The following is a 14,223-nucleotide window of genomic DNA, read 5'->3' on the forward strand; positions in this document are numbered from 1 at the left end:
TACGAAAGAAAACAATGCCGGATACCGTAACGCCCTCGCTCCCAAACGAGGTGACGCCGGTTGAGGGCATTGTTTTCTTTATTGCATCTCCATTGTAAAATATGAAATGCATTCCATAGCAACATCCTTTTTGATTTCATACAGGGAAGGAGCGGTTTGCCATGCCGAACATCAAACAGATCGCAGAAGCCGCCGGCGTCTCGGTCACAACCGTGTCCCGGGTACTGAACGGCCACCCCTACGTCAGTTCAGCCAAGCGGGAGGCGGTTGAAGAAGCCATTCGCCGGCTCAACTATTCGCGGAACATGAACGCCGTCCATTTGATTAAAGGTATGACGCAAACCATCGGCGTGATCCTGCCGAACATCAACCATTACTATTTTGCCAGGATCATGGAAGGCGTCGCCAAACAGGCGTTGAAAAACAACTACCAGCTGATGCTGTGCCAGACCGGCTACCGCCCGAACGAGGAACGCAAGGTGCTGGAGATGCTTCGCAACAAGCAGATGGACGGGTTGATCATCTGTTCACGAGCGCTGTCCCTCCGCGATATCGAAGTCTTTGCCGACTACGGTCCGATCGCGTTATGCGAGCGGGTGAGCGGCCGCAACCTCTCCTCGGTGTATATCGATCACTATGCCAGCTTTCAAACCGCGATCCGTTATCTCTGGGAAAAAGGGAAACGCCGCATCGCGTTTACAATCTACCGCCGTAACAGCCCCAGCAGCCGCAGCCGTCTGAAGGCTTACACTGATACCCTGGCGGCCTTGGGCGGGCAAGCCCGGGAGGATTGGGTGCTGGACGGCTACCTCGATTGGGAGGATGGCGCGGCGCTGGTGGACCGGCTGCTCGCGATGAACGAGCGTCCGGACGCCTTGCTCATCACCGGTGACCAAGTCGCCGCGGGGTTTATCCTCTCCGCACGCCTTCACGGGATCGAGGTGCCGGGCGATTTCGCCGTCATCGGCTTCGATAACCAGCCGATCTCCAGCTTGCTTGGGATTACGACGATTGATAACCGGTTGTCGGAGATCGGAGAACGGGCGTTTTCCATCGTCCACGCGCAAATTTCTGGCGGCGAAGGCCACCCCGTCTCGGAGGAGCTTAGCTTTCAGTTTATCGAGCGAAGCTCGGTGTGAAACAGAAAAAAGGAGCCAGCAGAGATCTGCAAGGCTCCTTTTTGTACGCAAGGTTCTGCCGCCGTTAATGGCTTAGGCCTTCGGCAATTGGAACGAGCTTTTCAGCGACACGATACGGTTAAACACCGGTTGACCCGGCTTCGAATATTTCGTATCCACGTTAAAATACCCGTGCCGGAAGAATTGGAATTTATCCTGCGGCTTGGCATCCTTCATGTTAGGCTCTACGAATCCGTGAGCAATCGTCAGCGAGTTCGGGTTGATGAGATCGAGGAACGATTTCTCCTCGGCAGCTTCAGCGGCCGGTTCCGCAGCATCGCGCAGTTCCTCATCAACCAGGCCCTCCACCGTTTCCTCCAACGCCACGTCTGCCGTCTTCTCCGCTTCCTCTTCCAGGATCAGCGGCTCATACAACCGGAATTCGGCAGGTACCGCTTGAGTAGCCTCCACCCAGTGGATGGTGCCTTTCACTTTACGGCCGGTAAAGCCGGTGCCGCTCTTCGTTTCCGGATCATACGTGCAGTGGATCTCCACCACATTGCCGTCCGCATCCTTGATCACATCGTTGCATTTCACGAAATAGGCATTTTTCAGACGGACTTCGTTGCCCGGGAACAAACGGAAATATTTGCTCGGCGGATTCTCCATGAAGTCGTCCCGTTCGATGTATATCTCCCGCGAGAACGGAATTTTACGGCTGCCCATGTCCGGATTTTCAGGATTGTTCTCCGCATCCAGCCATTCGATTTGTCCTTCCGGATAGTTGGTGATTACGACCTTCAGCGGGTCCAGCACCGCCATCGTCCGCGGAGCTTTCAATTTCAAATCCTCGCGGATAAAATGCTCCAGCATTTTCGGATCCACGTTCCCGAAATTTTTGGAAATCCCGGTTTCGTAGACGAACGCTTTGATCGCTTCCGGTGTATAGCCGCGGCGGCGCAGACCGGAAATCGTCGGCATCCGCGGATCGTCCCAACCGTCAACGATGCCTTCATCCACCAGCTTTTTCAGCTTCCGCTTGCTGGTCACCGTTTGCGTCAAATTCAACCGGCCAAATTCGTATTGACGGGACACGTGCGGCATTTCCGTTTCGGCGATCGTCCAATCATAGAACGGGCGTTGATCCTCAAACTCGGTCGAGCATAAGGAATGCGTTACGCCTTCGATCGCATCCTCCAACGGATGAGCAAACGTGTACATCGGATAAATACACCATTTGTCGCCGGTGTTATGATGGGTTGCATGCACGATCCGGTAAATGACAGGGTCACGCAGGTTGATGTTCGGCGACGCCATATCGATTTTCGCACGCAGCACCTTTTCCCCATCCTTAAACTCACCGTTCCGCATCCGTTCGAACAGGTCAAGGTTTTCCTCAACCGATCGGTCGCGATATGGGCTGTTTTTCCCCGGCTCGGTGAGCGTTCCGCGCATCTCGCGAATTTGGTCCGCACTGAGATCATCAACGTAAGCTTTGCCTTTCTTGATCAGCAGCACGGCACGATTATACATCTCTTCAAAATAATCCGACGCAAAATGCAGCTCTTCCCACTCGAAGCCCAGCCATTTCACGTCTTCCTTAATCGAGTTGACGTACTCTACATCTTCTTTAACCGGGTTGGTGTCGTCAAACCGCAGGTGTGTCCGTCCGCCGAACTCGTCCGCCAACGCGAAGTTGATCCAGATCGCTTTGGCGTGTCCGATATGTAGGTAACCGTTTGGTTCCGGCGGGAACCGCGTAACTACGGTTTTCACCTTGCCGGATTTCAAATCTTCCGAAATGATATTTTTAATAAAATTGGGAGGGGTGAAGTTGTTTTCCACGGGTATCAACCTTTCCATTCGAGTTCTTCCCCGAATTTTCTTCTTCTAAATATACCGATATCTTCCGAAGAGTTCAATGCCTTAAGTACTAACGGACGCTTCACGCGCCGCGCTTGAATCGGGACTTCATCGGCTAAACCTTTCTCCACATTAATATATCGTCAACATACGTTCCGTTAATCAAAAATTCTTCAACAAGCCGGCCCTGTTCCACAAACCCGCAGTTTTTGTAAAAAGCGATGGCCCCTGGATTGCTGGCGAGCACGCGCAGCGACAACTTACGCACGCCCCGCTCGGCCGCCAACTTCACTAAGGCATCCATCAGCACCCGCCCAACGCCCTGCCGCTGGTACTTCGGATGGATCGCGATGTTCAGCTCAAGCACATGTTGGTTGCTGGGCAGCGGGGTCGGCGGCTTAAAACCGATATAGCCGCAGATCTCCTCGCCAATCCCAGCCACGATCTGGCTTCCCGGCGGGCAGCTCTGCAAATACTGCTCCCTCGACTCCCATTCCATTTTTTCCGCTGGCGTGTTGTTATAATCCCAGGTGATCTTGTCAATTTCTATTAAAGCGGCCGCATCACGCATTTCCGATAAACGCGTCCAGATTTCACGGTGATTCATGAACTTCATCCTTTCTACTACTCACTCAGCCAAACCCGACAGCTGCGGGCCACTCTCCCGGTTCACAGCGGCATGCACCAAGAAGGATACCACCGATAGCGCCGCAATGCCCACTGCCAGCCAAGCGACCGGCGTAAGTCCGTTCCAGTCAAACAGCATGCCCATCGCATAAGGTCCAGCAACGCGGCCAGCCGCTCCCATCCCGCCAACCAAACCGAGGTAAAACGGCGCCGCCTTCCCTGTCCGGTCAGAGATAAACGACGGAATCGCCGGAGAGATCAGCATTTCGCCGAAGGTGGTGAGCACCATTGCCGCAACCATGCTCGGGTACGTATGAAAGCTTAAGATTGTAGCGTAACCCAGCATGTAGAATATGGCACTCGCCGTCATTTGGGCTTGCGGGGAGCCGGCAAAGGTCCGTTTTATCCATAAAGTAAAAGGTTGCCCCACAAAAATCAATAAACCGTTCAGCGTCCAGAGAATACTATAATTCCACTCCGGCATGCCTTGGGAGATGATATACGGCGATACGCCGTTGTTCCAAATACAGTTCCCGAGCCAGAGAAAAAACGACCCCACGCCCATAAACAGGTAAACAGGATACCAGCGTATCAGCGTCCAGACGCTTTGTCCTTCCACCGTTTTTTTGCGCTTCTGCACTTGCAGCTCGCCTTGAGTTTTTTGAACTTTGTTCAAATAAAACCAAAAAAACAAGGCAAACCCCGCCGATGTGAGTCCATTCAAAATAAAACTGAGGTCATACGATATCTGTGCCAAAAAACCGCTGATCGCCGTCCCCAAAGCCACACCAATATTGTTGGCAACGTAAATGACATTAAACAGTTCCCCGCGCTGCTCGGCAAAACGAAAGCCGATAAACGCTTGGATGGCCGGCATCGTCGTGGCATTAAAAAAACCAACCAGCAGCATCAGCAGCATAAACAAATGCCAATTCCCGCTTCCGTAGGGCAGCAGCATCAGGAATAGTGCCGTCAAAGCAAGACCGCCAACGATCAAGCGCTTGACGCCTAAACGATGGTACAGCGCTCCGCCCAGCAGCTGACCTGCAATCCCGCCGACGGACATGACGAGGATAACCAGACCGGCATCTGTCACTGTCCGCCCCAGCACTTTAAACACGAACATCGTGACCAAAGGCCACATCAACGAACCGCCGGCCGAGCTGATCAAGCTTGCGATTAAAAACACCTTGACTTCCCGCGGATAAGACTGCAGCCATCTCATCGTTATTCCCCCTCTGCTGCAACAGTTACATACTAGAGTAAAGGGCAGAATATTTCTGCCCCTCCTCATCAAACCGTACGTGAGGTTTTCCCTCATACGGCTTTCCGATGTTCGTCATTCATGTGCGTACAGATTACAAAAGCGTCTTGAGTCCATATTGTATGGATAATGATTTCACTTCGCGTAGTGAACTCAACCAACGAGCACGTTGATGCTTCTTGGCATACCACTTTGCGAACCGCTGTAGGATGTACCAATCTAATTTTGCCATCTTCTTTTGGCTGTAGGCTGTGAAGTAATAGTTACGCCACCCTTGTATTTTTGGGTTCAGGTATTCTAGGTGTTCCTGGAATGTTTTGTGGCGCATGCTCGGTGGGGCTAACCGCTCCTTCACGACTTCCCGTATCCGCTCCTCGGCCTTGCGACACAACCATTGTTGTGTTGTGTAGTACACTTGGCCCTTGGAAGTTTCGGCTTTGGTCTTTCGATGGTGCATACCTAAGAAGTCGAAGCCATCTTCTCCTGTCCATAGTCCGACAATGCGCGTTTTCGTTGGATGAAGGGTTAGTTCAAGGCGTTCCATAATCGCTCTTATGAGTTCATACGCCCGGTCCGCATCCTTCTTTGTTTTGCAGATGACCACTAGATCGTCCGCGTAACGTGTGAGTTCCCCAACCTTACTGCCATGCCGTTCCCACAAGAGATCGAAGTAATTCAGGTAGATGTTCGCCAAGAGCGGTGAAATGACCCCACCTTGCGGTGTTCCTAAATCTGAACGTCTGATCTTTCCTTCCTCCATTACTCCCGCGCCTAACCACTTCCTCACCAGTTTCAGGATTCGCCTGTCACTGATTCGCATTTCGACCAGCTTCATAAGCTTCTCCTGATTGATGTTGTCGAAGTAGCCTTGGATGTCGACGTCGACCACCCAATTCCCTTTACGGTTGCATGCTTTCCGGATGCGATCTAGCGCTTGCTTCGCACTTCTCTTTGGCCTAAACCCGAATGACGTTTCTTGAAAGTCTGCCTCGAAGATGGGTTCAATGACTAGTTTAGTTGCCATCTGAATGACGCGGTCTCTCACCGTGGGAATACCCAGCGGTCGCTGTTTGCCATCTTTCTTCGGAATGTAGTGGCGTCTTACAGGTTGCGGATGGTAGTTACCTTCCTTTAGAAGACGTTGACATTCGTGCACAAACAGTACTTCTCCCTGTTTCTCGATGTCTGCCAGCGTCTCTCCGTCAATTCCTGCCGACCCCTTATTGGCTCGCACTCTTTGCCATGCCTCCCAAAGGATGTCTAGCCGGTAGACCTTGTCGTACAGCGCGTGAAACCTTCGCTTCTTGCTTTCCTTGGCCGCATGACCTAGTTTCTCTTGGAGTTGTTGAACGTTTTCCTTTGGTGTGGTTAGCCGTTTGGCATTCACTGACTCGTACCTCCTTCAGAAACTTGAACAAAGCAGGGCTCCTTCCCTCCCGTAGGTTGTGTTGTCCTGCGGTTCCTTGGTAGTATGAGCCCCTCGGACTCCCTTCCTGCAGCACGCTCACTTCACCTTTCGGGTTTATAGAGCGACTCTTTACGGTTTTCAAAAAAAAAAAAAATTACCGTGCAGGGGAGGGTCTCCCCAGTTCACTGCATCCTCTTTCATACCATGCCGTTCCCTTTACACCGGAGGATTCTTCGCTGTCGCTCCAAGTTCTGAACAGCTTCCATGGCCTTCGTCCATATACACGAGACTCGGCTTCCTCTTTTCCCTCTTGCGAGGCCTTTTTGACGATGCGGCAGGATTCACTTCATGTTACGGCCTGATATGTCGCTCGCCCTGTCTCTGACAGATACTTTCGTCGATACGCTTCTACGCACAGATTTCGCCATACGCAGGTATCCTAGCTACGCGGGGGCTTGGCCCCTCCCGCGACCGGACTTTCACCGGTTAGAAGATGCGTGCTTAGCTGGGCACGCTATACAAAAAAGGAGGGCCACCAGGGCCCCCCACGATCAAATCAGATGGTTCGGCAAATTTTGCTTGTACAACGCCCAGATTATAATAGTATCGCCTAAAAACGCAACTCAGGCAAGTACATATCTATCGGCGCTTAACATCCACCACGGTGGAAAAGAATACCGCTCCGCCGCCCATATCAGCCAACCGGTCTGGGGTTAAGGCGTTCGCGCGCGTACGCTTCCCGTCCTCCTGCTGCCACCATAACCCTTGGCTGACCACCGTGCCCGGCAGCATCTTGTCGGTGACGGACGCCGTAACGTCGTAGCTGCCGCGGTCATTCCACACCGTCACTTCGTCCCCATCCGCAATCCCGCGCGCAGCGGCATCGTCCGGATGAATTTGCAGCACCGGACCTTTCTCCAGCGCCTTTAACTTCTCCACATTCCCAAACGTTGAGTTGAGGAAGCTGTGGTTTGGCGGGGAGATAAACATCAGCGGATACGGCGTGTCCTTGCCGGGACGGCGCTCACCGTCATAGCCTTCCACCAGCGGCACATACGTTGGTAACGGCGGTAGTCCTGCTCGCTCCAGCGTGGCGGAATACAGCTCGATCTTCCGCGACGGGGTCGGCAGATGGTCGAGCCAGGTTCGCTGCGGTTCCATGTTCAGCTTCACGAACCGCTGCTCCTTCAGCTTCTCCAGCGTCACGCCTTCCAGATACGGATTATGCTTGAAATCCAAAGCCTGCCGGATCATATCCTCTTCCGTGTCGCGGAACGCATCGTCGTCAAACCCCATCACGGCCGCCAACAGCTTAAACGTTTCGACGTTGCTTTTGCTTTCGCCCCGGGGAGCGATCACCGGCTCTTGAAGCTGGATATAATGATGCCAGTAAGAACCGTACAAGTCCGTATTTTCAAAAGAGGACGTCGCCGGCAACACAATATCCGCGTATTTGGTCGTGTCCGTCAAAAAGAGATCATGCACCACGGTGAACAGGTCCTCCCGTAGAAGACCTTGCTCCACCTTCCCTGTATCCGGGGCTACAACCGCCGGATTGGCGCAGTAGACATACAAGGCGCGGATCGGCGGATCAAGCGTCAACAAGACGTCACCCAGCTGGTTCATGCTGACCGTACGCGCGCCCGGGTTGGGCCGCAGATCGGGGCGCTCGAGCGCGGTCGCATTCATCTTGCTGTAAGCGCCGTTGGATTTGTAGGCGCCGCCCCCCGGCACGAGCCACTGGCCGGTTAATGCCGGCAGGCAGCTGATCGTGCGGACCGTCATCCCGCCATTGTCGTGATGCTGCAGGCCGTTGCCGATATGAATGTAGGCGGGCGAAGTTTCGCCATACAGAACGGCCAGCTTCACGATCGACTCGGCCGGTACGCCGGTGATCGCCGCCACACGCTCCGGCGTGTACTGCTTCACGTGCTCACGCAGCTCGGCATGGCCAACCGTATAGCGTTCCAAGAACGCTTCGTTCACCAGGCCACGTTCGAACAGCACGTGCATCATCCCAAGCGCCAACGCTGCGTCCGTGCCCGGATAAAGCGGGATAAACCAGTCGGCCCGCTGTCCTGTCCGGTTGCGGTGCACGTCGATGACGACGAGCTGTGCTCCCTGTTTGCGGGCTTTTTCGATCAGGGCAATCTGGTGCATGTTGGTGCTAACGAGGTTGCCGCCCCACACGATGATCAGCTTGGCCTTGACCGTCTCTTCCGGGCTCGTCCCGCCGCCGAATCCCATCGTATATCTCCATCCCGCAGTGCCCGCGGAATTGCATATGCCTTGTTGCAGCTGCGTCGCGCCCAAACGGTTGAAGAACCGCCGGTCCATCCCATCGACGCTCAAGATCCCCATATTGCCGTAAAAACTGTACGGCAGGATCGACTCCGACCCATACTCCCGGATCAATCCCTTATAACGATCCGCGATCTCTTGGATCGCTTCATCCCAGGTGATGCGTTCAAACTTCCCTTCCCCCTTGCGTCCAACGCGTTTCAGGGGATACAGCACCCGTTCGGGATGGTAGACCCGCTCCGCCATATTGCGGACCTTGTTGCAGATCGCGCCTTGCGTAATCGGGTGATCGGGGTTGCCGGTCACCTTGACGATTTTTCCATTCTCTTTATGAAGCAGCAAGCTGCACGTATCGGGACAATCCAGCGGACAAACCGCAGGAAACACCCCGTTAGGTTCATGGATCATGTTCCACCCCTCCTGTCTGTAGCCTATTGTAAGAATAAACGTCCCCGCCGTAAACCCCAAGACGGGAATTTCCTTATGGCGGGATGGTGTAATGCGAAATGGCGAGGTGGTAGGATGGTCAAGATGACGGATGGCCGGATGGCAGGTTGGCAGGGCCGGGGGCCGATGCCGGAGTGTGGGGGTGTTCCGCACACCTCTTTACACGATTATCCCCTTCGTTCAGGTGTATAACTTTGATTAATAATCCATCTTTACAAGTATCCCTTTCGTTCAGATATCCGTATTTGATTAGATATCCATCTTAGGTCGGTATCCATTTTGATCAGGTATCCGCTTTCTTCAGGTATCTTTTCGGGAGGTAGAGATTCGAAGGAAGGGGCGGTTGATGAGAGTTAATGAGGTTAATAAAGATATGAAGGATGATGAGGGTAACTTTCTAGCCCATAGCTGATCGGCTGGTTTGCTGGTTAGCTGGTTTGCTGCTAGTCGAGGCTCACTTTTATCCTTACAAATTCTTTCTGATTCATCGGGATAATGGTGTAAAAAGCGCTCCGACAGACAGCAAACCCAGCCCAGCCCAACCAAACCGGTTTATCCGTGTTCTCTCGCCGCTACAGATGACGTAGTCAACTCAGTAACCTGTGCGTCTTTGGACCCTTTATCCTTCAGAAAAGCAGTCCAATACGCCGAAGCCACGAAGATGGCCCCGCCGGTCAAATTCCCCAGCCATACCGGCACAAAGTTACCCAAGTATTCGCCCCAGGAGTAATACCCTTCAAAGATCGCTGCGGGAATCAGGAACATATTCGCAACAACGTGCTGGAAGCCGATCGCGACAAAGGCCATCGTTGGGAACCAGATGCCCAAGATTTTACCGCTCATATTGTCTGCACCATAAGACAGCCAAACCGCCAAAGCAACCAGCCAGTTGCAGCCGATCCCGGACACAAACGCTTGCAGGAAGCTGTCGTCCAGCTTATGACCGGCCATATCGACCAGCTTCTCAAGATAAGGTCCGCTGGCTGTTAAGCCAACCACATGCCCGAAAAAATAAGCAACGAACAAAGCGCCAACGAAATTGCTCAAAGTGATGAGGACGAGATTTTTGCACACGTCACCAGTGGAAATCCGCCCCGCCATCCGTGCTAACGGCACAGCCATCATATTGCCGGTCAACAGCTCACCGCCCGCCAGCAGCACGAGGATCAGCCCGATCGGGAAAACCGCAGCCCCAATGAAATTGGCGATACTGCCCCATTCCGCCGGAGCGCTGCTGATCACGCGAATATCAAGAAGGAAGCCAAGCGCGATAAACGCCCCGCCCAAAAAACCAAGAATCAATACGGTAAGCAGCGGATAATGTGCTTTTTTGACGCCATATTCCACGGATACTTCGGCAATTTGCGCAGGTTTTGAATAAGCCATGATCCTGTCTCCTTTATATGTCACTTCTAAACGACACTTCACAGGTCATTCGTCGTTATTAAGACGTGTTTATTGTAGCGTGCGAGTCTACCTCGAAAAAATAACATAGATCACGTTAACCGTGCATTTACTTGGATGGTGCGGCGATCCCGTCCAATATTAACTGCCATACGGCATCGAAATCTGCATCAATCCGTTCATTCGTCCATTGGCGGAAGTGCGCAGGATGATGAAAGTGCAGGAACGCCAGAAAGATGGCTCTTGCGGCTTCCTTCGGCTCCAGCGCTTTGAATTCTCCCGCACGAATGAACTCGCTGATATTTTTTTCTTAGGCGTGAACAGTTTCCCGCTTCGGAACTTCCGGCAGCACCTCTAAGCCTGCGCTGTTCAAGAAATTCCACGGCTTGTTGTAATGAGGTTGGAAGAAGAAATCAACGAAAGCGAGCTCTTCCATTTTCATTCCGTTTTGGATGCATACCGAAATCGTGTTGATCGACTGAGTCAGATCCACCTTCGACATGATTTGTGCACCCAGGATCCGGCGAGTATTTTTCTCATAGACCACCTTCAGCATGACCGGCTCATGGGTTGGCATAAATTCCGGTCGGTAGTTGTCGGTGATGAGTACCGCCTCTGCATCCAAACCGGCGTCCTTGGCCGCTGCTAAAGTTAAACCGGTCCCGGCGATGTTATCCTCGTAAATTTTAATCCCCGAAGTGCCTTGGGTACCCATATACTTCACGGTTGGCGCAACCAAATTTCGCGCTACCAACGTCCCCATGCGAACGGCGTTGGTTGCCAGCGGGATATAGGCATGCTTGCCTGTCGGGTTATAGAAGACGGCGCAGCTGTCGCCTGCCGCATACACATCCGGCTTCGAGGTGCGCATATATTCGTCCACAATGATCGCGCCGTTGTCCAGCATGTCGACCTGACCTTTTAACAGCTCCGTGTTAGGACGGAACCCGATGCACATGATCACCAGGTCTGCAGCGTATGTGCCTTTATCGGTGATGACTTTCGTTACTTTGCCGTTCTCGCCTTCAAAGCGCGTGACCTTTTGGCCTAAAGCCAGCTCGATGCCGTGTTCGCGGAGCGATTGTTCGATCTTGTCCGTGTACTCCGGATCGAGGTATTTGCTCAAAATACGGTCCTCCGCATCGATCAACGTAACTTGCTTCCCATTAAGCTGGAACGCTTCAACCAGCTCCACGCCGATGTAGCCTGCGCCGACAACAACGATATGTTTGGCTTGCTGCGCTTTTTCGATGATGGTGTTGGAGTGGTTATAGTTCTTCGAAAGCAAAATATTCTCCAGATCACTGCCCTCAAATTTCGGTACGATCGGCCACGACCCCGTCGTGACAATCAGCTTGTCGAAGCGATCTTCAAACACTTCGCCCGTCTCCAGGTTCCGGGCTTGAAGGACTTTCGCATCCGTATCTACCGATACGACTTCGTGCCGCATCTTTGTATTTACACCCAGCTCAGCCAATTGCTGCGGCGAGGAATAGAACAGCCCCTGAGGATCCTTAACCATCCCTCCGACATAAAGAGCGATGCCGCACGACAAGAACGAGATATTGTCGTTCCGTTCATATACGGTAATTTCCGCATCCGGGTAAAGTTTGGCCGTATTAACGATCGCCGCCGTGCCTGCATGGGTACATCCGATAACTGCTACTTTCATGATTTCTTCCTCCTCCATAATCAATACCTGTTTGATTGTGTATAGCTAATTTCTTAACTTGTGAAAATCGTCACTTATAAAACTCGAGTTGTTGTGAAATATTTCACTTCATGGTTCTTATTATAGTGTGACTTTTTTCACATTGCAAGAGGGAAAAGAAAGTAAAATTTCTCAATTTAAAATATCCGAAAGGCCCCTATGGCTCCTTCTCGCGCGCCTCTTTGCACGATTATCCCTTTGGTTCAGAATTGGGGAACCCTTATCAGACTTCCCTTCGATTTGGGATATTAAGCTGGAAGGTTGAGGGATCGAAAAAAAGAAAAGCACTTAGACAACTCCTGAAGCCTCTTCAGGATCGCCAAGTGCTCGTTATTCATATTGCGTATGTAGAAACCAACAACCGCGCGCATCCTTACCCCTGCGATAGCCGTCTCTTTATTGCGCTTGAGCCGCAGCAAGCTGCTGACGGATCTCGGCGTATTTGGCCTCCCGCTCCGGCTTGGTGAGCTTGGGACATCCGTAACAGTAGCCATGGCCGGTGTCCGTCCGATAGGCTAAGCAACAAGTTGGTTTCATCGGCGATTTCTCGCCTGGCCGATAAGGATCATCCAGCAACACTTCCTTGATCCGATACGGATTGCGCTTTAGGCCAAATACCTCGGCTGGCAGCTCCTTCACGAACTCGTACTCCTCCAGAAGCCGAGAACGCAAGGTTTCCTCCTCCAGACGCCCGGCGATGGCATGGACGTAATATTGCACGCCTAACGGCAGCTGCCCCCACAGCTGCGCAACCGGCAGCTTCGAGACTGCAGCAATATTTTCCATGACTGGTCGCAGCACTTCGCCATAAAAACGGGTCAGCTCGCGGGTCTGCCAGGACAGACGGTCACCGGTCGGCCAAGGCTGTTCAGCCTTATCGTTCAGCACAAAATAAACCCAAGGGAATCCGTTGACCATCACGAGTTGCAGGGTGAGATTTTCGAGCGAAAAATGCAGCTTGCCCGAGGCCACCGACCCCATGTAGTGCAGCGCTGCACACACCACCCGCCAGCTCGTAGCGAAATAGGTTGCGGATACTTGAAGATCAAGCCCCTTAATTTTCTCCTGGTAGATTTCCAAAAAAGCCACCAGCTGCCCGCGATCCAACAGCATCTCAGCGGGCATCGTGAAAAAGGCATCCGTCCGCTGCTCTGTTACAATCGCCAATTGCTGCTCCAGCAGCTGATAATTGATGTTCATCTTTGGTTCCCCCACTACAGGAACGAGACGACTTTGGGCGAAACCTCTTCCGGTCCATCATTTTTGCCCTTGCGTACTTTGCCTTCGGCTGCAGCCCGGTACAGCTCATAAGGGAGGCACAGCGGTACGCCACTCCGCGGATCGGTCACGATATCCGCCTCGATGCCAAACACGTCGCGCAGCACTTTGGAGGTCACAACCTCTTCCGGTGTACCGGAAGCGACGGCCTGGCCTTGCTTGATCGCAATCATGTAATGCGCGTAACGAGCGGCATGATTCAAATCATGGACAACCATTACAATCGTCCGGTTGGATGTGGCATTCAGCTCTTCAAGCAGTTGAAGCACTTCCAACTGATGGGCCATATCCAGGAACGTCGTAGGTTCGTCGAGGAACAGGATATCCGTCTCCTGCGCCAGCGCCATGGCGATCCAGGCCCGCTGCCGTTGACCGCCGGACAGATGCTCTAAGGCCCGGTCACTGAACTCGGTCATGCGGGTGGCTTCGATCGCCCACTCCACAATTTTCCGGTCCTCGGCCTTCAGACCTCCAAACCCCTTCTGATGCGGAAAACGCCCGTACGATACAAGCTCATAGACCGTTAATCCTTCCGGGGCGGTTGGGTTTTGCGGAAGAATCGCCAGCTGCTTGGCTACTTCCCGCGTCGACTGCTTATGGATCGATTTGCCGTTCAGCAGCACGCTGCCGGACTTCGGCTGAAGGATCCGAGCCATCGTTTTCAGGACCGTTGATTTACCGGAGCCGTTCGCGCCAACCAACGCCGTGATTTTCCCCTCAGGAATCGAAATGTTTAAGTCTTCGACAATCAGACGATCCTCATAGGCAATGTCTAGATGCGAAGTTTTTAAGGAAACCATGG

The 14,223-nt window shown here is 52.9% G+C and carries 11 protein-coding genes; 1 reads left to right on the plus strand and 10 read right to left on the minus strand.

The genetic code is table 11. The features are described 5' to 3' along the window. Positions 1 to 161 precede the first annotated feature (161 nt). Positions 162 to 1,139 carry a LacI family DNA-binding transcriptional regulator gene (locus tag ACL02P_RS15905; protein WP_085278141.1) on the plus strand — a complete coding sequence of 326 codons (978 nt, stop codon included), beginning with the start codon at positions 162 to 164 and terminating at the stop codon, positions 1,137 to 1,139. A 72-nt stretch (positions 1,140 to 1,211) separates the two neighbouring features. Here ACL02P_RS15905 and ACL02P_RS15910 read toward each other — a convergent pair whose 3' ends face one another. The 10 genes from ACL02P_RS15910 to ACL02P_RS15955 all read right to left on the minus strand — a co-directional run bounded on the left by ACL02P_RS15910 (position 1,212) and on the right by ACL02P_RS15955 (position 14,221). After that, a complete protein-coding gene (locus ACL02P_RS15910) occupies positions 1,212 to 2,981 on the minus strand; it encodes a glutamine--tRNA ligase/YqeY domain fusion protein (protein WP_412837698.1) in 1,770 nt (589 codons plus the stop codon). Positions 2,982 to 3,096: 115 nt separating this feature from the next. Further along, the gene (locus ACL02P_RS15915; RefSeq protein ID WP_412837699.1) at positions 3,097 to 3,588 is read right to left on the minus strand and encodes an N-acetyltransferase family protein; all 492 of its coding nucleotides are present in this window, start codon (positions 3,586 to 3,588) and stop codon (positions 3,097 to 3,099) included. A 21-nt stretch (positions 3,589 to 3,609) separates the two neighbouring features. After that, positions 3,610 to 4,833, minus strand: coding sequence for an MFS transporter (locus tag ACL02P_RS15920; RefSeq protein WP_260071036.1), 1,224 nt, complete (start codon positions 4,831 to 4,833; stop codon positions 3,610 to 3,612). Between the two features lie 133 nt (positions 4,834 to 4,966). Next, positions 4,967 to 6,259 carry a group II intron reverse transcriptase/maturase gene (ltrA, locus tag ACL02P_RS15925; RefSeq protein WP_020815955.1) on the minus strand — a complete coding sequence of 431 codons (1,293 nt, stop codon included), beginning with the start codon at positions 6,257 to 6,259 and terminating at the stop codon, positions 4,967 to 4,969. Between the two features lie 660 nt (positions 6,260 to 6,919). Further along, entirely contained in the window at positions 6,920 to 8,989 is a 2,070-nt protein-coding gene (locus tag ACL02P_RS15930) for a molybdopterin-dependent oxidoreductase (RefSeq protein WP_260071037.1), read from the minus strand. Positions 8,990 to 9,580: 591 nt separating this feature from the next. Then, complete coding sequence (locus ACL02P_RS15935) at positions 9,581 to 10,414, minus strand: formate/nitrite transporter family protein (RefSeq protein ID WP_260071038.1); 834 nt, start codon at positions 10,412 to 10,414, stop codon at positions 9,581 to 9,583. A gap of 127 nt (positions 10,415 to 10,541) precedes the next feature. Then, positions 10,542 to 10,733 carry a hypothetical protein gene (locus ACL02P_RS15940; protein ID WP_198136162.1) on the minus strand — a complete coding sequence of 64 codons (192 nt, stop codon included), beginning with the start codon at positions 10,731 to 10,733 and terminating at the stop codon, positions 10,542 to 10,544. A 9-nt stretch (positions 10,734 to 10,742) separates the two neighbouring features. Next, positions 10,743 to 12,104 (minus strand): FAD-dependent oxidoreductase, encoded by a 1,362-nt coding sequence (locus tag ACL02P_RS15945; RefSeq protein WP_009223700.1) that lies wholly within the window; start codon positions 12,102 to 12,104, stop codon positions 10,743 to 10,745. A 435-nt stretch (positions 12,105 to 12,539) separates the two neighbouring features. Then, complete coding sequence (locus ACL02P_RS15950) at positions 12,540 to 13,343, minus strand: hypothetical protein (protein ID WP_009223699.1); 804 nt, start codon at positions 13,341 to 13,343, stop codon at positions 12,540 to 12,542. Positions 13,344 to 13,357: 14 nt separating this feature from the next. After that, positions 13,358 to 14,221 (minus strand): ABC transporter ATP-binding protein, encoded by an 864-nt coding sequence (locus ACL02P_RS15955; RefSeq protein ID WP_009223698.1) that lies wholly within the window; start codon positions 14,219 to 14,221, stop codon positions 13,358 to 13,360. Positions 14,222 to 14,223 lie beyond the last annotated feature (2 nt).

It is taken from the genome of Paenibacillus sp. MB22_1 (assembly GCF_047200555.1).
Lineage (GTDB): Bacteria > Bacillota > Bacilli > Paenibacillales > Paenibacillaceae > Fontibacillus > Fontibacillus phoenicis.